Source organism: Amycolatopsis camponoti (assembly GCF_902497555.1).
GTDB classification, from domain to species: Bacteria; Actinomycetota; Actinomycetes; order Mycobacteriales; family Pseudonocardiaceae; genus Amycolatopsis; species Amycolatopsis camponoti.
This window is the reverse complement of sequence record NZ_CABVGP010000002.1, coordinates 1388957-1406100: the sequence shown is the minus strand read 5'-3', so window position 1 is coordinate 1406100 and position 17144 is coordinate 1388957. Positions and strand designations below refer to the sequence as shown.

General features: G+C 70.8%; 16 protein-coding genes. 5 read left to right on the top strand and 11 right to left on the bottom strand.

All coding sequences use genetic code 11. The annotated features are described in order from the left end of the window. Positions 1 to 19: 19 nt before the first annotated feature. Entirely contained in the window at positions 20 to 145 is a 126-nt protein-coding gene (locus tag AA23TX_RS50805) for an MFS transporter small subunit (RefSeq protein WP_284742082.1), read from the bottom strand. Further along, positions 145 to 1500, bottom strand: a complete 1356-nt coding sequence (locus AA23TX_RS27150; protein WP_155545645.1) for an L-lactate MFS transporter — start codon at positions 1498 to 1500, stop codon at positions 145 to 147. Before AA23TX_RS27150 ends, AA23TX_RS50805 begins: the two co-directional genes overlap by 1 nt. Before the next feature lie 104 nt (positions 1501 to 1604). On the opposite strand from AA23TX_RS27150, the gene fdhD reads away from it, so the two are divergent. Then, entirely contained in the window at positions 1605 to 2429 is an 825-nt protein-coding gene (gene fdhD, locus AA23TX_RS27145) for a formate dehydrogenase accessory sulfurtransferase FdhD (protein ID WP_155545644.1), read from the top strand. Between the two features lie 176 nt (positions 2430 to 2605). Here the strand turns inward: fdhD and AA23TX_RS27140 are convergent, their stop codons facing one another. Further along, positions 2606 to 4045: a carotenoid oxygenase family protein gene (locus AA23TX_RS27140; RefSeq protein ID WP_155545643.1), complete on the bottom strand. Its 1440-nt coding sequence runs from the start codon at positions 4043 to 4045 to the stop codon at positions 2606 to 2608. A 73-nt stretch (positions 4046 to 4118) separates the two neighbouring features. Between AA23TX_RS27140 and AA23TX_RS27135 the strand changes: the two genes are divergently transcribed. Together AA23TX_RS27135 and AA23TX_RS27130 are read left to right on the top strand one after the other, a co-directional pair. After that, a complete protein-coding gene (locus tag AA23TX_RS27135) occupies positions 4119 to 4826 on the top strand; it encodes a TetR/AcrR family transcriptional regulator (RefSeq protein WP_155545642.1) in 708 nt (235 codons plus the stop codon). A 185-nt stretch (positions 4827 to 5011) separates the two neighbouring features. Continuing rightward, positions 5012 to 5878 carry an alpha/beta hydrolase gene (locus tag AA23TX_RS27130; protein ID WP_155547332.1) on the top strand — a complete coding sequence of 289 codons (867 nt, stop codon included), beginning with the start codon at positions 5012 to 5014 and terminating at the stop codon, positions 5876 to 5878. A gap of 187 nt (positions 5879 to 6065) precedes the next feature. Here the strand turns inward: AA23TX_RS27130 and AA23TX_RS27125 are convergent, their stop codons facing one another. From AA23TX_RS27125 to AA23TX_RS27095, 7 genes are all read right to left on the bottom strand, one after another. Then, complete coding sequence (locus tag AA23TX_RS27125) at positions 6066 to 6986, bottom strand: anti-sigma factor RsbA family regulatory protein (RefSeq protein WP_155545641.1); 921 nt, start codon at positions 6984 to 6986, stop codon at positions 6066 to 6068. A 53-nt stretch (positions 6987 to 7039) separates the two neighbouring features. Continuing rightward, complete coding sequence (locus AA23TX_RS27120) at positions 7040 to 7447, bottom strand: hypothetical protein (RefSeq protein WP_155545640.1); 408 nt, start codon at positions 7445 to 7447, stop codon at positions 7040 to 7042. Positions 7448 to 7498: 51 nt separating this feature from the next. Beyond that, entirely contained in the window at positions 7499 to 8794 is a 1296-nt protein-coding gene (gene clpX, locus AA23TX_RS27115) for an ATP-dependent Clp protease ATP-binding subunit ClpX (RefSeq protein WP_155545639.1), read from the bottom strand. A gap of 229 nt (positions 8795 to 9023) precedes the next feature. Beyond that, entirely contained in the window at positions 9024 to 9677 is a 654-nt protein-coding gene (locus tag AA23TX_RS27110) for an ATP-dependent Clp protease proteolytic subunit (RefSeq protein WP_155545638.1), read from the bottom strand. Between the two features lie 26 nt (positions 9678 to 9703). Further along, on the bottom strand, positions 9704 to 10309 hold the full coding sequence (locus tag AA23TX_RS27105; protein WP_155545637.1) for a ClpP family protease: 606 nt from the start codon (positions 10307 to 10309) through the stop codon (positions 9704 to 9706). Between the two features lie 138 nt (positions 10310 to 10447). After that, complete coding sequence (tig, locus tag AA23TX_RS27100) at positions 10448 to 11839, bottom strand: trigger factor (protein WP_155545636.1); 1392 nt, start codon at positions 11837 to 11839, stop codon at positions 10448 to 10450. A 129-nt stretch (positions 11840 to 11968) separates the two neighbouring features. Further along, positions 11969 to 12559: a TetR/AcrR family transcriptional regulator gene (locus AA23TX_RS27095; protein ID WP_155545635.1), complete on the bottom strand. Its 591-nt coding sequence runs from the start codon at positions 12557 to 12559 to the stop codon at positions 11969 to 11971. A 138-nt stretch (positions 12560 to 12697) separates the two neighbouring features. On the opposite strand from AA23TX_RS27095, the gene AA23TX_RS27090 reads away from it, so the two are divergent. Beyond that, positions 12698 to 14797, top strand: a complete 2100-nt coding sequence (locus AA23TX_RS27090) for a fatty acid desaturase (RefSeq protein WP_155545634.1) — start codon at positions 12698 to 12700, stop codon at positions 14795 to 14797. 45 nt (positions 14798 to 14842) lie between these two features. Here AA23TX_RS27090 and AA23TX_RS27085 read toward each other — a convergent pair whose 3' ends face one another. Beyond that, complete coding sequence (locus AA23TX_RS27085) at positions 14843 to 15412, bottom strand: hypothetical protein (protein ID WP_155545633.1); 570 nt, start codon at positions 15410 to 15412, stop codon at positions 14843 to 14845. Positions 15413 to 15601: 189 nt separating this feature from the next. Here AA23TX_RS27085 and AA23TX_RS27080 point away from each other — a divergent pair, with 189 nt between their 5' ends. After that, positions 15602 to 17140 (top strand): sensor histidine kinase, encoded by a 1539-nt coding sequence (locus AA23TX_RS27080; protein ID WP_155545632.1) that lies wholly within the window; start codon positions 15602 to 15604, stop codon positions 17138 to 17140. The last annotated feature ends 4 nt before the right edge of the window (positions 17141 to 17144 follow it).

Sequence of the window (17144 nt, the reverse complement as noted above, 5' to 3'; positions counted from 1 at the left end):
GTGACTCAGCTCACACGGGCTAGCCGAAGAGCTGGACCAGCTTCAGGAACAGCTGGTACACGCCGTAGGCGAAGGGCAGCACGACCCACGCCCAGGCCAGCACGATCAGCGGCACCCGGTTGGGTTTCGTCGCCGGTTCCGTCATCACGCCTCACTCCCCGCCGTCGCGCCCGCCGTGACGGGCTCGTGGAACTTCGCCTTCACCGGCCGCACCAGCTCGTTGGCCACGAAGCCGACCACCAGCAGGCCGATCATGATGTAGAACGACAGCTGGTAGAGCTCCGGCCCGGACTTGCCCGCCGCCTTCTGGCTGTCGGCGATCCGGTTGACGATCAGCGGGCCGAGCACGCCGGCCACCGACCACGCGGTGAGCAGCCGGCCGTGGATCGCGCCGACCTGGTAAGTGCCGAAGAGGTCCTTCAGGTACGCCGGGATCGTCGCGAACCCGCCGCCGTAGAACGACAGGATCACCATCGCGCACAGGATGAACACCAGCTTCGACGAGTTGTCCGTCAGCGCGATCACCAGGTACAGCGCCGCGCCGACGCCGAGGTAGGTGCGGTAGATGTTCTTGCGGCCGACCAGGTCCGAAGTGGACGACCAGACGAACCGGCCGAGCATGTTGCACAGCGACAGCAACGCCACGAACCCGGCCGCCGCGGCCGTGCCCACCGGGGTGGACGTGTTCTTGAAGAAGTCCACGATCATCGGGGACGCCTTCTCCAGGATGCCGATGCCCGCGGTGACGTTGAAGCACAGCACGACCCACAGGCACCAGAACTGCGGCGTCTTGATCGCGTTGGCGGCCGAGACGTTCGCCGTGCTGATCATCGCCTTGCCGTGGTCGGTCTTCGGCTCCCAGCCCGCCGGCTTCCAGTCGTCGGCCGGGACGCGCACGAGCAGCCAGCCCATCGACATGAACGCCGCGTAGACGACGCCGTGGATCAGGAAGGCCGTCGCGATCGTGCCGGTGGTCGGCGACGTGCCGAGCATCGACGACGACCACGGCGACGCGATCAGCGCGCCGCCGCCGAAGCCCATGATCGCGATACCGGTCGCCATGCCCGGGCGGTCCGGGAACCACTTGATGAGCGTGGACACCGGCGAGATGTAGCCGATGCCGAGCCCCACGCCGCCGATCCCGCCGTAGCCGACGACGACCAGCCAGAACTGCCCGGTCGCGACACCGAGGGCGGAGACGAGGAACCCGCTGGCGAAGCAGCACATCGAGACGAACATCGCCCAGCGCGGGCCGTTCTTCTCGACGAGCGTGCCGCCGAACGCCGCGGACAGGCCGAGCATGACGATGCCGAGCTGGAACGGCAGCGAGCTCTGCGTTCCGTTCAGGTGCATCGTCTTCTCGAGCGGGGTCTTGAACACGCTCCACGCGTAGGCCTGCCCGATCGACAGGTGTACCGAAAGGGCCGCCGGCGGCACCAGCCAGCGCGTCCAGCCTGGGGGTGCCACGATCCGGGAACGGTCCAGGAAGCCGAGAGCCATCGGATCCCTCTCCTAGAGTGAAGATGATGGAGGGAATGTATTACTAAATACCCGGTGTTGCACCATGCGGGTGTCAAACTTTCCGGCGGAGAAGGGTGTGGGCGATGGGCAGGGTGACCGTGCGCAGGCCGGTGCGGAAGATCTCCGCGTCCGGCGACCGCCGCCGCCCCGACGCGCTGGCCGCCGAAGAGCCCCTGGAACTGCGGGTCGGCGGCAAGGCGCTGGCGGTGACGATGCGCACGCCCGGGAACGACGTCGAGCTGGCCCACGGCTTCCTGCTGTCCGAAGGCGTGATCGGCGGCCGTGAGGACATCGCCGTCGCCCGTTACTGCGACGGCGTCGACGATCAGGGCCGCAACACCTACAACGTGCTGGACATCGCGCTGGCGCCGGGCGTGCCGCCGCCGGACACGGGGGTCGAGCGCAACTTCTACACGACGTCCTCGTGCGGGGTCTGCGGCAAGGCCGCGCTCGACGCGGTCAAGCTCAAGACCCGCTTCTCCCCGGCCGACGCGGCCTTCACGGTGAAGAGCGAGACCCTGTCCGCCCTGCCGGACGCGTTGCGCGCCCGGCAGAAGGTGTTCGCCTCCACCGGCGGCTTGCACGCGGCGGGACTGTTCACCCCGGACGGTGAGATCGCCGTCGTCCGCGAGGACGTCGGCCGGCACAACGCGGTCGACAAGGTGCTCGGCTGGGCCGTCCTCGACGGCCGGATCCCGGCGCCCGGGCTCGGCCTGCTGGTGTCCGGACGCGCGTCGTTCGAACTGGTGCAGAAGGCCGCGATGGCCGGCATCGGGCTGCTGGCCGCGGTGTCCGCGCCGTCGTCACTGGCGGTCGAGCTGGCCGAGGAGAACGGCATGACGCTGATCGGCTTCCTGCGCGGCGACTCGATGAACCTCTACACCGGTGACCACCGCTTGCTCACCTGAGCGGTGCTCGACCAGGACATCGTGTCGTCCCTTCAATCACGCGTGTCGTCCCTTCAATCACACGTGTCGTCCCCTCGATCACGGGCGCCCGCGGGCCCACGGGTCGAACGCCGTGTCCAAACGGTCGACACGCGTGATTGGCGAGCCGACACGCGTGATCGGAGGGTCGACACGGCTCAGACCGACTCCACCCAGTTGCCGTGGAAGCCGTTGGGCACGCGGTCGGGCAGGTGGATCGCGGCGACCGTCTCCAGCGTGCCCGCGTCGAGCAGCGTGAGGTCGCTGCGTTGCGACGCCGGGTCGAACACGAAGCCCATCAGGACGCCGTCGTCCTCCGCCGCGTCCGCGTGGGACGGGACGAAGACGAACTCGCCGGGCTGCCGTCCCCCGCCGAACGCGCGCTCCTGGCGCGAACCCGTCGAGAAGTCGTGCTTGAACAGGGAGCCGCCGGGGGTCGCGCCGCCGTCGGCCGACATCGAGTAGCCGTAGCGGTGGCGCCGGCCGACGAGCCGCTCGTCCACCCGCGGGAACTCCTGGCCGCGGTCGTCGAGCCGCTCCTCCAGGACCTTGCCCGCGGTGAGGTCGACGGTCCACCGGTCCAGGGTGGGGCCGCCCTCGTCCGGGCCGTGCAGCTCGGTGTCGAACATCTTCGGGTGGCGGACGACGTCGAGCACGATGGCGTCGCCGTCGTCGTAGGCGTTGAGCGGGTGGAAGACGTAGCACGGCTCGACCTCGAACCACCGGACGTCACCGTTGCCGCCCTCGCGCGGCATGACGCCGATCCGCGCCGGGTACCTCGGGTTCCAGCGGTACGGCAGGCCGCCGTTCGCGCCGAGCTTGCGGGACATCATCGCCGTCACCGGGTCCGGCACGCGGACCTTGCCGACCATGGCCGAAAGGACGAGCTTCGCCGGCGCCCGCAGCGCGCCCGGCACGCTCGCGGCGACCGCCATGTCCGCGTTGAACGTCACCGGCAGGTCGTAGAACACGACGTGCTTTTCGGTCAGCGAGAAGTCGTGCATCATCGGCGACCCGGTGACCTCGACGTCGACCGTGCGGCGCGCGCGGCCCTGCGCGTCGATCACCGAGTACTGGACCTTGTTGCCCATGCCGAAGGAGTACGACACGGCGTGCAGCTCACCGGTGCGCGGGTCGCGCTTGGGGTGGGCGGTGTAGCCGCCGGGCAGCGTGCCGTCGAAGTCGCAGCGGCCGACGGTGTCGAGCTCCTCGGTCAGCTCGTAGATCGGCGCGCCCGCCTCGATCAGCGCGAGGGTCTTGCCGGCGTGGCCGATGACGTTGGTGTTGGCGCCGAGCGCGTCCAGCCCGCAGAAGCGGCTCGCGTCCTCGCCCGCCAGCGTCGCCGAGACGGCCGGGTTGCGCACCCACCGGTTGCGGTACCACTCGGCCTTGCCGTCGCGCAGGCGCACGCCGTGGACCATGCCGTCGCCCATGAACCAGTGGTAGGCCGCCGGGTCCACTTCGGACAGCGGGTTGGGCCCGTTGCGCAGGTAGCGGCCGTCGAGGAAGTCCGGGATGTGCCCGGTGACGGCCAGCTCGGTGATCGTGTGCTCCCGGCTCACCGGGGCGAAGTTGCCTTCGAGGAACTTGGTGCCCATGCCTGACCCCTCCGAAGCTGCCATAACTCGGTTATAGGGCAATTTATAACAGGGTTATGAGATACTGGCAACCATGAGCCCGAAACCGCGTGCGAACGACGTCAAGGAGCGGCTCGTCGAGGCGGCCATCCGGCTGCTCGACGAGGGCGGTCCCGAAGCCCTGCAGGCCCGCAAGCTGGCCGCGGAGGTCGGCGTCTCCACGATGGCCGTGTACACGCACTTCGGGGGCATGACCGCGCTGGTCGACGAGGTGGCGCGCACCGGGTTCCGGAGGCTCAGCGCGTGGCTGGCCGGGGTCGGCGAGACCGACGACCCGGTGGCGGACATCTTCAGCCTCGCCCGGACCTACCGGCAGGCGGTCGCCGAGCAGCCCCAGCTGTTCGCGGTGACGTTCGGCCAGTCCGCGCCCGGCGGCAAGCGGGCGACGCTGTCCGACCTGACCACCGAGGAGGGCCGCGAGGCCGCCCAGGAGGGCCTGGAGGCGTTCGAGCACATCGTCCGGGCGACCGAGCGGGCCATCGAGGCCGGCCGGTTCCGGCCCGCCGACAAGTACCAGGCGGCCGCGCAGCTGTGGAGCGCGCTCCACGGGTTCGTCACGCTCGAGGCTTCCGGGCACTTCGGCCCCGGTGAGCAGGGCATCGACCACATTTTGATACCCCTGGGGATCACCCTGGCGGTGGGCCTCGGGGACACTGTGGAGAGGGCGGAACACTCGACCGAGGCAGCGAAGGCGGCCTGGCGAGCGAGAACCGGAAACGCCGGGCAGGGTGGGAACGACTAACCCGGCGACAGGGACGCGAGGGGAACGCGGAGCGGGTGCGCGGCGTCCTAGGTGCAGCAGGCGGGGGACGGAGACAGGTGAACGAGGAAAACGGGGATCACGGCGAGGCCGAAGCCTCGGAGACCCCGCAGTCGGCCGGTGAGGCGGCCGTCCGGGACGCGCGGCGGTGGCTCAGCCGCCGCTCGGTGCTGATCGCGGGGGCGTCCGGGCTGGCCGTGGGCGGGCTCGCCCTCGGCACCGCGACCGGCAAGCTGCCGTTCAGCCAGGCCCTGCAGCGCACGCTGGGCGTGACGTCGTCGAACCCGACGACCCAGCTGGGCAGCACCCGCGTCGAGCGCGTCTACTCCCAGGCCCGCGGCCGGATGGTCGACCTGGTGTTCATCTTGCCGTCGAAGACCCCGCCGAAGGGGCTGCCGATGTCGCTCATGCTGCACGGCCTGCACGGCAACGCCCGCAGCGCGGCCCCGACCGGCACGCTCAAGCAGCTCTCCAGCGACGTCGCGCGCAAGGCGGTCCCGGCGTTCGGCTTCGTCGCGGTCGACGGCGGCGACAACTACTGGCACGAGGTGCACCCGGGCGACGACCCGATGGCGATGCTGCTGGAGGAGGTCCCGCAGTGGCTGCGGGCCCGCGGCTTCGCCGGCGACACCGGGCAGCCGTTCGCCTGCACCGGCGTCTCGATGGGCGGGTTCGGCGCGCTGGTGTACACGCGCCGCCGGGTCGAGCGGCGCCAGCCACCGGCCGCGGTCGCGACGCTGGCCCCGGCACTGATCCTGTCCTGGCAGGAGATGGCCAAGCGGCACATCTTCACCGGCCTGAACGACTGGACGGCGCTGGACCCGCTGCGGCACATCGACGAGACGAAGAGCGTGGCCAACGGCATCTGGTGCGGCACGGAGGACTCGTTCATCACGGGCGCCCGCCGCTACATCGAGGCCGCCCACCCGGCGGTCGCCCACACGGCCCACGGCAAGCACGGCGACCCGTTCAACCGCACGGTGGTGCCGAGCGTGATCAGCTTCCTCGGCAAGCACGTCCCCCGCAAGGACTGACCGGACCGGACGACACGCGTACCCCAACGGCCGACACGCGTACTCAGCCGGACGACACGCGTACCCCGATGGACGACACGACCGGCCCCGGCCCGCGCGCCGTGTCGTCCGGCCAGGTACGCGAGTCGTCCGCCCAGGTACGCGAGTCGTCCGGCCAGGTACGCGTGTCGGCCGTTGGGGTACGTGGTCAGCAGGTGAAGTGGACGCGGGTCGTCGTGCGGCCCGGGACCCAGTACGTCCGGACCAGGTCCGCCAGCCGGTTGACCAGCAGCAGTCCGCGGCCGCCCAGCGAGGCCGCCGCCGGCGGGATCCGCCCGGCCAGGGGCTCGGTGATCGTGCCCGTGTCGGTGACCTCGCCGACCACCTGACGCTCCTGCGCCCACAGCCGGAGCACGCCCGAGCCGCCGCCGTAGAGGACGCTGTTCGTCGTCAGCTCCGCGATCGCCAGGGTGAAGTCGTCCCGTCTCGGGCGGCGCAGGCCGTGGCGCGCGGCCCAGATCTCCGCGAACCCGCGCAGCGAGCTCAGCTGCCCGATGTCGAACTTCCGCTCGACCGCGGCCGCGGGCTGGTCCAGCGGCCGCGTGAAGTCCGCGCGGGCACCGTCCGGGTCGAAGCGGGAGCTGACGCACGGCCCCGCCGGCCCCCACACCTCCGGGTGGGTGCGCTCGGCGTCGGCCAGCACCTCCGGCGGCAGCGACGCGGTGTCGTACGGACAGAGAACCGCCAGGTCACGCCCCGCGAGAGCGTGGTTGATGAGCGCCTCGTGCAGGACGCACGCCGGGTACTCCTCGCCGGTGCGGCCACCCCACATCGGCTCCGACACGATCCGCACCGGGCCCGCGTGCTCACCGGCGAAGGCGAGCAGGACGTTCGGCAGGATCGCGCCCGGGTTGCGGCCCACACGGCACATGTCGGCCAGCCGCACTTCGCCGGCGCGGGCTTCCAGGGCGTTCTCGATCAGAGGGAGATTACGTGCCGGGACGGCGACGGCCACGGGTTCGCTCCGGCCGAGCCCGTCGAGCAGGAACGGAACGACGCCGTCCAAGTACTCAGTGTCACCGCGGTAGAACAGTGCCGTGTGCCGAACCGGTCTATCGGCACTCACCACGGGACCTTGCTACCCGGAGAAGGCCTCGCGCAAACCCTGCGGACGGAGGAAGTTCACTCCACCCAGCGGCCGACGACCGAGATCAGCCAGAAGCCGACCAGGGTCGCGAGGGCGAACAACACCACCCAGTTGACCAGCGGACGCCGCTCGGTGACCCCACGGGCCCGCCAGAGCGCGTAACCCGCGAGGACGAAAAGCGGCACCGGGATCAGCGGCAACGGCGACAGCCGGGCCACCACGGCCACGACGCACGTGCCGGCACACACGGCCAGCACGCCCATCAGCACCCGGTTCAGCCACGGGTACCGGTCGAACACGGACGCGATGACGCGTTCGCTCAGCTCACGGAACCCGAGGACCGGGCTGCCGGGCACCGGCGCCGGTTCGGGGGGCGGCGGCGCCTGCACGCCACCGGCGGGGGAGGTGCCCCCGCCGGTGACCGGCATAGAGTCAGCAGTCATTCAGCTTTCCTGTCGGGTCTCCGGACCGGGTTGACCCGGAGACGCCCGGCCTCAGGCCGACTTCTCGCCGCGCTCGCTGCGCGTGCGCCGCGTCGGCTGCCGGGCGACGATCGTCGGGTTCACGTTCTCCCGGACGGTCTGCTCGGTGATCACGACCTTCGCCACGTCGTCGCGGCTCGGGATGTCGTACATGACCGGCTGCAGCACCTCTTCCATGATGGCGCGGAGCCCGCGGGCACCGGTCCCGCGCAGGACCGCCTGGTCGGCGATCGCTTCGAGCGCGGTCTTGGTGAACTCGAGCTCGACGTTGTCCATCTCGAAGAGCTTCTTGTACTGCTTCACCAGGGCGTTGCGCGGCTGGGTGAGGATGCTGACCAGCGATTCCTTGTCCAGGTGGTTGACCGTCGCCACGACCGGGAGCCGGCCGATGAACTCCGGGATCAGCCCGAACTTGATCAGGTCCTCCGGCATGGTGTCCGAGAAGACGTCGCTCTCCTCGATCTCGGACTTCGTGCGGATCTCCGCGCCGAAGCCGAGGCCACGCTTGCCGACCCGCTCGTTGATGATCTTCTCCAGCCCGGCGAACGCGCCGGCCACGATGAACAGCACGTTCGTCGTGTCGATCTGGATGAACTCCTGGTGCGGGTGCTTGCGGCCGCCCTGCGGCGGCACCGAGGCGGTCGTGCCCTCGAGGATCTTCAGCAGCGCCTGCTGGACACCCTCGCCCGAGACATCCCGCGTGATCGACGGGTTCTCGCTCTTCCGGGCGATCTTGTCGACCTCGTCGATGTAGATGATCCCGGTCTCGGCCCGCTTGACGTCGTAGTCCGCCGCCTGGATGAGCTTGAGCAGGATGTTCTCGACGTCCTCGCCGACGTACCCGGCCTCGGTGAGCGCCGTGGCGTCCGCGATCGCGAACGGCACGTTGAGCAGCTTCGCCAGGGTCTGCGCGAGGTAGGTCTTGCCGCACCCGGTGGGGCCGAGCATCAGGATGTTCGACTTGGCGAGCTCGACCGACTCCTCCTTGGAGTCCTTCGGCCCGGCCTTGTCGTCCGCCTGGATCCGCTTGTAGTGGTTGTAAACCGCTACCGCGAGGGTCCGCTTGGCATCGTTCTGCCCGATGATGTACTGCTCGAGGAACTCGTGGATGTCGGCGGGCTTGGGCAGCTCGTCGAGCTTGACGTCGCCGGCCTCGGCCAGCTCCTCCTCGATGATCTCATTGCAGAGGTCGATGCACTCATCGCAGATGTAGACCCCGGGGCCGGCAATGAGCTTCTTCACCTGCTTCTGGCTCTTCCCGCAGAAAGAACACTTCAGCAGGTCTCCGCCGTCACCGATCCGTGCCATGGCCGTTGACCTCGTCCCCTCCGGCGCGGGTTGCCGCGCCTGACGTGTGTTGCGACGGTGCGACCCCCGGTCGCGAACGACCGAGTGGAGCCTCACGCATTGCCACTGACGGTACCCGTCCGATGCCGTGGGCGGGAACACCCACAGGCGCCGGGAGCACGTCAGAGGACGACCCTAAACCAGAGTGCCGGTGTATGTCGTCTCCTCGACACACACCGGCCTGGCGGATCTACAGAGCCGAGGCCTTCCGGTACGGGAGCACCTCGTCGATGATGCCGTACGCCTTGGCCTCGTCGGCGGTCAGGATCTTGTCCCGCTCGATGTCGGTCCGGATCTGGTCGGGGTCCTTGTTCGTGTGCTTGGCCAGGATGACCTCCATCTGGCGCCGCACCCGCTGGATCTCGTTCGCCTGGATCTCCAGGTCGGAGACCTGGCCGTAGGTGCCCTCGGTGGCCGGCTGGTGGATCAGCACCCGGGAGTTGGGCAGCGCGTAGCGCTTGCCCGGGGTGCCGGCCGCCAGCAGGACCGCGGCCGCGGAGGCGGCCTGGCCGAGGCAGTACGTCTGGATGTCCGGACGGACGAACTGCATCGTGTCGTAGATCGCCATCAGCGAGGTGAACGAGCCACCCGGCGAGTTGATGTACAGCAGGATGTCGCGGTCCGGGTCCTCGTGCTCGAGGTGCAGCAGCTGGGCCATCACGTCGTTGGCCGACGCGTCGTCCACCTGCACGCCGAGGAAGATGACGCGCTCTTCGTACAGCTTGTTGTACGGGTTCGACTCCTTGACGCCGTAGCTGGTGCGCTCGACGTACGACGGGAGGATGTACCGCGACTGGGGTGTGTTCGGAGCCCGGAAGTCACCCGGGAGCCTGAAGTTGCTCATGATCGAGTCTCCTGTGTGCTTCGCGCTCAGTTCGTGCCCGGACGGGCGATGTCGGCGGTGAGGACGTGGTCCACGAACCCGTAGTCCTTCGCCTCCTGCGCGGTGAACCAGCGGTCGCGGTCGCCGTCCGCGATGATCTGCTCGACCGTCTGCCCGGTCTGGTCCGCCGTGATCCGGGCCAGCTCCTGCTTCCACTTGTTGAACAGGTCGGCCTGGATCGCGATGTCCGACGCGGTGCCGCCGACACCGGCCGACGGCTGGTGCATCAGGATCCGCGCGTGCGGCAGCGAGTAGCGCTTGCCGGGCGCGCCCGAGGACAGCAGGAACTGGCCCATCGAGGCCGCCATGCCCATCGCGTACGTCGCGACGTCCGGGCGGATCAGCTGCATGGTGTCGTAGATGGCGAACCCGGCGGTGACCGAGCCACCCGGCGAGTTGATGTAGAAGCGGATGTCGGACTCGGCGTCGTCCGCGTCGAGCAGCAACAGCTGCGCGGTGATCCGGTTGGCGATCTCGTCGTTCACCTCGGAACCGAGGACGACGATGCGCTCCTGGAGCAACCGCTCGAACACCGAGTCGGTGAGGGTGAGCCCCGCGGTGCCGGACCGCGCCTCGGGCGTGTGCTGCGTCACGTCTGCCTGCCTTTTCGCCGGCGGTGGTCCCGTGCTGACGACCACCGCTGTCGTTTCAGATGCTTGAGATCTTGCAACCGACCCTAACGAACTTGGGCGGTGCAGAATGCCTGACACCGCCCAAGTTCGCTCACAGCTTCACTCCGCCGGAGTCTTCGCCGCCTCGTCGGTGGCCTGCGTCTCCTGGGTTGCCTCGTCGCCGGCCGGCTCCTCGGCGCCGAACAGCTCCGAGAGGTCGACCTCGGCACCCGAGCCGTCGGTGACGGTCGCCTTCCGGACCACGGAGGCGAGCGCCTTGCCGCGGCGGACGTCGGCGTAGATCGCGGTCAGCTGGCCGGACTGCTGGGCGCGCTGGACGTACTCGTCCGGGCTGATCCCGAAGCGCTGGGCCTGGTAGATGATCCGCTCGGTGAGCTCGCCGTCGTTGACCGAGACCTCTTCCTTGTCGGCGATGGTGTCCAGCAGCAGCTGCGTGCGGACGGCCTTCTCCGACTCGGCGCGGGTCTCCGCGTCGAACTCCTCCAGCGTGCGGCCTTCGGCCTCGAGGGCCTGCGCGAACTGGGCCTCGTCGTGGTCGAACGGGTGGATCGCGTCGTGCTTGCGGTTCTCGATCTCGGAGTCGAGGACCTTCTCCGGGATCGGCACCTCGGTGCGCTCGAGGAGCTCGTCGAGCACCTTGTCGCGGGCCTGGACGCCCTGCTGCATCTTCTTGACGCGGCCCAGGCGCTCGCGGAGGTCGCCCTTGAGCTCCTCGATCGTGTCGAACTCGCTCGCCATCTGGGCGAACTCGTCGTCGGCCTCGGGCAGCTCGCGCTGCTTGACCGACTGGACGGTCACGGTCACCTCGGCGTCCTTGCCGGCGTGGTCGCCGGCGACGAGCTGGGTGGTGAACGTCTTGGTCTCGCCGGCGTTCGCGCCGACGATCGCCTCGTCGATGCCGTCCACGAGCTGGCCGGAGCCGATCTCGTAGGACAGCCCCGAGGTGGCGGCCTCCTCGACGGCCTCGCCGTCGACGGTCGCGGCCAGATCGATCGAGACGAAGTCGCCGGTCTCGGCCGGGCGCTCGACGCCGGTCAGCGTGCCGAAGCGGGCGCGCAGCTCGTCGAGCTGCTCGTCGACCTCCGCGTCGGTCAGCTCGACGTCGTCGACGGTGACCGCGAAGCCTTCGAGGTCGGGCAGCTCGATCGCCGGTCGCACGTCCACCTCGGCGGTGAACTCGAGGACGTCGCGGTCCTCGAGCTTCGTGACGTCGAACTCCGGGTTCCCGAGCGTGCGGACCTCGTTCTCGCGGACCGCCTCCATGTACTTGGCCGGGATGGCCTCGTTGACGACCTCGTCGAGCACCGGGCCCCGCCCGATCCGGCTTTCCAGGACGCGAGCGGGCGCCTTGCCGGGCCGGAAGCCCGGGATGCGCACCTGCTGGGCGATCTTGCGGTAGGCGCGGTCGAAGTTCGGCTTCAACTCGTCGAACGGCACCTCGACATTGATCTTGACTCGCGTCGGGCTCAGCTGCTCGACGGTGCTCTTCAAGGTCTTCTCCTCGAGCGGTAACGATTGTGTAGGACAATCCAGCGGAAATGGTCCCTGGTCACCTGCAGACCGGGACGTCCGAGTCTAGGCCAGTGGCCCTCGCCGCCCGGGCGGGGGCCACCTGCGGCGTCACGACCCGAGCATCCGGCCGATCACCCAGCGCATCTGGCCGCTCGCGTGCTCGGCCGAGCCGCTGGGCTGCACCAGGTGGGAAAGCAGCAGGCGCATGAACGCCTCGACCGCCACCGCCCACTCCGACGCCGTCAGCGAGACCTCGGGGTAGCTGCGCGCGAAGACCGCCGCGACGGCTTCGACGGCCCGGCCCAGCACCGCCTCGGGCCGGGAGGTCAGCAGCGGGAGGAAGTCGTCGCGGCCGTTCTGTGCCCCACCGAGCGCGATCTCCACCAGCGGGTTGGCGTGCGCGGCTTCGAGGCTGTGCTTGAACGCGGCGGTGACGCCGTCGACCGGACGGCCCGGGTGCGCGGCGACGTCCGCGTTCACCCGCTCGACGAAGCGGTCGGTTTCGCTCAGCATCAGGGCCTTGGCAAGCTCGGCCTTGGAGCCCAGTTCGTTGTAGACGGTCTGCCTGCTCACGCCGACCTGCGCGGCCAGCTTGCCCATCGTCACGGCGGCCCAGCCGTCGGTGCTGATGACGTCGGCCGCCGCGGCCAGCAGCTTCTCCCGGGTCCGCGCCGGGACCGGGTGGGTGACGGCCTTCACACGGCGAGCGTACCCGCCGGTTCCGTTCCGCTGGCCGACACCTTTTTTCGAAGCCTGCTACAACGTTTACAAAACCGGATGAGTTGTCTACGGTGACTCCCGCCTGGCCAGGAGCTTCTCGACCGAGGAGACCGCTCGATGTCCGTCGCCGTCACCGAGCCGCAGGGTTCCGTCACAGTGGTGGCGCCCGCGACCGCGCTGGACGGCGCCCGCACGGTGCCTTCGCCCCGGATCGCGCTGCCCGCCGTCTCGGTGCCCACCCTGCTGCTGTTCGCCGCGGCCGCCGCGCTGTGGGGCACCGCGACCTGGCTGCTGCTCGCGGGGCTCGTGTCGCCGGTCGTGACCGTGGCGCTGAACACCGTCGTCACCTTCGCGATGTACACGGTGGTGCACGAGTCGGCGCACCATTCGGCCGGGAAGCTCACGTGGGTCAACGAGGTGCTCGGCCGGCTGGCCGTCCCGTTCGTCGCGGCGTACTCGGCGTTCCCCTCGCTGCGGTTCGTCCACGGTGAGCACCACCGCCACACCAACGGCCCGGTCCGCGACGACCCGGACGCCTGGACGTCGCGGGGCCCGCGCTGGCAGCTGCCGCTGCGCTGGCTGACCCTGGACGTGGCGTACGCGCGCTGCTACTTCGCGCGGCTGCGGGGCCGGCCCCCGCAGGAGCTGGCCGAAGCGCTGGTGGTGCTGGCGGCGGCCCTGTCGGCCGTGGTGGCGCTGGTCTCGGGCGGGCACGGCCTCGAGCTGCTGTTCGTCTACCTGCTGCCGCAGCGGCTGGGGCTCGGCCTGCTGGCCTGGTCGTTCGGCTGGCTGCCGCACCACGGCCTGCCCGCCGCCTGCACGCGCGGCCGGTTCGGCACCACCCGCGTGCGCATCGGCCTCGAGCGGCTGCTGACCCCGGTGCTGCTGGCGCAGAACCTGCACCTGGTGCACCACCTGCACCCGGCCGTCCCGTTCCACCGGTACCGGCGGGTGTGGCTCGAGAACCGCGAGGCCTACCTGGCCCACGACGTCCCGATCAGCACCGCCTGGGGCCGGGACCTGACCGCGGAGGAGTACCGCGTGGCGGTGGGCCTGGAGGCCGAGCCCGACGTCGAGGTCCCCGCGCCGGCGCCGCCCCCGCTCGGGCCGAGCCGGTTCCACCGGCTGCGGGTGCGCGAGATCAGCCCGCTGACCGCGGACGCCGTCGCGATCACCTTCTACGTCCCGCCGCAGCTGGCGGCCGAGTTCCGGTTCGTCCCCGGGCAGCACGTGGCGGTCCGCGCGGTGCTCGACGGGCAGCCGGTGCGCCGGACGTACTCGATCTGCGCGCCGGCGTCGTCGGGCGAGCTGCGGATCGCGGTGAAACGCCGTCCGGGTGGCGCGTTCTCCGGGTTCGCGACCACGACGCTGGCCGTCGGCGACTTCCTCGACGTCCTCCCGCCGACGGGAGGGTTCACGCTCACACCGGATCCTTCGCGGACCGCGCACTACGTCGCGCTGGCCGCGGGCAGTGGCATCACGCCGGTGCTGTCCATACTGGTCAGTGCGCTGTCCGCCGAGCCGCACAGCCGCGCGACGCTCTTGTACGTCAACACTTCGGGCGCGACGACGCTCTTCGCGCGTGAGCTGAGCGCGCTCGCCGACGGGTTCGGCGGACGGCTGCACGTCGTCCACTACCGGACCGACGAGCGCGACCCGGACCTCCACGCGCACCGCCCCCGGCAGTTCGACACGGTCGGCGAGGCCCTCGCGATTTCGCACGAGCGGTACCAGCGCGGGCGCCTCGACGGGACGCGGCTGCGCGCGCTGCTGCAGAACCGCCTCCACCCGGCCAAGGTCGACGAATGGTTCCTGTGCGGACCGCGCGGCCTGATGGACCTGGTCCGCCGGACGCTGGCCGACGCGGACGTCCCGGACGAGAGCGTCCACTTCGAGCTCTTCCGCGGCGCGGCACCCCTGCGCGACCCGGCGGGCACGCCGGCCGGGGTGGCGGTGACGCTGGGCGGTGCGACGACGTCCCTGGCGGCGGACGCCGGGGAGACGGTGCTGGACGTGGCGCTGCGAGCGGGGCTCGAAGTGCCGTACTCGTGCACGGGCGGCGCGTGCGGCACCTGCCGGGCGACGCTCCTGCACGGCCAGGTCGACATGGACGTCCGGTACGCGCTGACGGTCGACGACGTGGCGGCCGGCCGGATCCTGACGTGCCGCTCCCGCGCGACGACCCCGGAGGTCGCGGTCGACTACGACCGCCGCTGAACCCGGGTTCCCGGCGCCCCGGCCGGGACGCCGGCGAACCCCGGGTCAGCCGGTCTGCGTCGGCGCACCCGACGGTGGGGTTCCCTGGCCGCCGCCCGGTAGCTGCCCTTGGCCGCCGGACGCGCCGTCGGACACCGAGGTCGCCGTCGCCGTGTCGCCCGACTCCGTCGCCACCACCGTCACCGTGTCGCCGGTCGCCAGGCCCGTCGCCTGCGCCGACGTGATCGTGTACGTCTTCGAGAACCCGTCCTCGCTCTTCGCGGTCAGCGACGTCGCGCTCAGCGCCGTCACCTCGCCGGTCTGGGTGAGCTTCGTGACGTAGCCGCCGTTTCCGTCCGAGGCCACGTATTCGCCGTGCAACGCCGAAGCCAGGCCGCCGGCGCCGCCCCGCATGCCGCCCGGCCCGCCCTGCGTCCCGCCCGGCCCGGTCGCGGTGTCGGTCGCCGCCGAAGACGACGAAGCGGCCCAGACCGCCGCTCCCCCGCCGGCCACGATCACGGCCGCGACGGCGCCCGCGGCGATCTTCTTGCCGGGCGACCAGCCCGGCTTCGGGGGCGTGCTCGGCGCCGAGCCCCACGTCTGGTCCGGAGTGGACGGTGCCTGCGGTGTGGTCATCGTGGTGCTCCTCAACGAGATCCTTTGGGTGAGATCCACGGTGGAGCCGCTCGCTGTGTGCGCACTGTGGTTGCCGTCAGCCGTTCCTGTGACCGGAGAACTCGGACATCCGCGACCGGCCGGTCACCGCACAGCCGCCTCACAGGCAGCACACAACCCGCACACACGGCGCGGACGGACGCTTTACCCATGGCCGCGCGAACCGTTGCACCGCACCCCCGCCGGGGGCGCCTTTCGCTGCGCGCGAAGCTGACCGGCTCGATGGTCGTGCTGCTCACCGTGGTGTGCCTGATCGTCGGGGTGGTCAGCGAGCTCGCGCTCGACCTGTTCCTCACCCGCCAGATCGACCAGCAGCTGTCCGCCGCGGCGACGCGCTCGCTCGTCTTCGCGAGCAACGCCCACCCCGGGGACCCGGGTCCGCAGCCGGACGGCCAGGCGGGCGAGCACCCGCTCGGGCAGAACGTCGGCACGGTGAGCGGCACCTTCGACGGGCAGCAGCTCGTCCACGACGACAGCATCACCGAGCACGGCTCGCGGCTGAACCTCACCGCGGCCCAGCAGGCCCTCATGCTCTCGGTGCCCACCGACGGCAAGCCGCACACCCTGTCCTTCGACGACCTCGGCGAGTACCGGCTGATGGCGCTGCCGGTCACCGGGACGTCCGCCGTCGTGGTCACCGGCCTGCCGATGAAGCCGGTCACCGACACGCTGCTCACCGTCGGGCTGATCCTGTTCGGCGTCGCCGCCGCGGGGGTGCTCGGCGCGGCCTTCCTCGGCGCGTTCGCCGTCCGCCGGACGCTGCGGCCGCTCGACCGCGTCGCGGCCACCGCCGGGCGTGTCACCGAGCTACCGCTCGACCAGGGCAAGGTGGCGCTGTCGATCCGCGTGCCCGAGTCCGACACCGACCCGCGGACCGAGGTGGGCCAGGTGGGCTCGGCGCTGAACCTGATGCTCGGGCACGTCGCGCAGGCCCTGGAAGCCCGCCACGACAGCGAACTGCGCACCCGCCAGTTCGTCGCGGACGCCAGCCACGAGCTGCGGACGCCGCTGGCCGCCATCCGCGGGTACGCCGAGCTGGCCGCCCGCGGCAGCGCGCTGGTGCCGCCCGACGTCGCGCACTCGATGACCCGGATCCAGGCCGAAGCCGTCCGGATGAGCACGCTCGTCGAGGACCTCCTGCTGCTGGCGCGGCTCGACGCGGGCCGGCCGCTGGACGTGCGCGACATCGACCTGACCCGGCTGGTCGCCGACGCCGTCGGCGACGCCAGGGTCGCCGGGCGCGAGCACCGCTGGCTCCTGGAGCTTCCCCCCGACCCGGTGCTCGTGTTCGGCGACGTCCAGCGGCTGCACCAGGTGCTGGCGAACCTGCTGGCCAACGCCCGCACGCACACCCCGCCGGGCACCGCGGTGACGACGTCGCTCGCCCGCTCGGCCGACGGCAGCGCCGTGGTCACGGTGACCGACAACGGGCCCGGCATCGCGCCGGACCTGCTTCCGGACGTCTTCGAGCGGTTCGCCCGCGGTGATTCGTCGCGCTCCCGCACGGCCGGCAGCACCGGGCTGGGGCTGGCGATCGCGTGCGCCGTCGTCGTCGCCCACCACGGCACGATCGAGGTGCACAGCCGCCCCGGCCGGACGGAGTTCGCGGTGCGCCTGCCCGTGGCCGTACCCGCACAGCGGGTGCACAGCGTCGGCACAACGTTGCCCCAGCTGGAGACCGGAAGCTGATCTC

Bases quoted from the DNA above. Each gene is read 5' to 3' on its own strand.
- AA23TX_RS27120 (WP_155545640.1), bottom strand. From the start codon at position 7,447: ATGACTGCTGACTCTATGCCGGTCACCGGCGGGGGCACCTCCCCCGCC.
- AA23TX_RS27090 (WP_155545634.1), top strand. From the start codon at position 12,698: ATGTCCGTCGCCGTCACCGAGCCGCAGGGTTCCGTCACAGTGGTGGCG.
- clpX (WP_155545639.1), bottom strand. From the start codon at position 8,794: ATGGCACGGATCGGTGACGGCGGAGACCTGCTGAAGTGTTCTTTCTGC.
- AA23TX_RS27135 (WP_155545642.1), top strand. From the start codon at position 4,119: ATGAGCCCGAAACCGCGTGCGAACGACGTCAAGGAGCGGCTCGTCGAG.
- AA23TX_RS27080 (WP_155545632.1), top strand. From the start codon at position 15,602: ATGGCCGCGCGAACCGTTGCACCGCACCCCCGCCGGGGGCGCCTTTCG.
- AA23TX_RS27085 (WP_155545633.1), bottom strand. From the start codon at position 15,412: ATGACCACACCGCAGGCACCGTCCACTCCGGACCAGACGTGGGGCTCG.
- AA23TX_RS27110 (WP_155545638.1), bottom strand. From the start codon at position 9,677: ATGAGCAACTTCAGGCTCCCGGGTGACTTCCGGGCTCCGAACACACCC.
- AA23TX_RS27150 (WP_155545645.1), bottom strand. From the start codon at position 1,500: ATGGCTCTCGGCTTCCTGGACCGTTCCCGGATCGTGGCACCCCCAGGC.
- AA23TX_RS50805 (WP_284742082.1), bottom strand. From the start codon at position 145: ATGACGGAACCGGCGACGAAACCCAACCGGGTGCCGCTGATCGTGCTG.
- fdhD (WP_155545644.1), top strand. From the start codon at position 1,605: ATGGGCAGGGTGACCGTGCGCAGGCCGGTGCGGAAGATCTCCGCGTCC.
- AA23TX_RS27140 (WP_155545643.1), bottom strand. From the start codon at position 4,045: ATGGGCACCAAGTTCCTCGAAGGCAACTTCGCCCCGGTGAGCCGGGAG.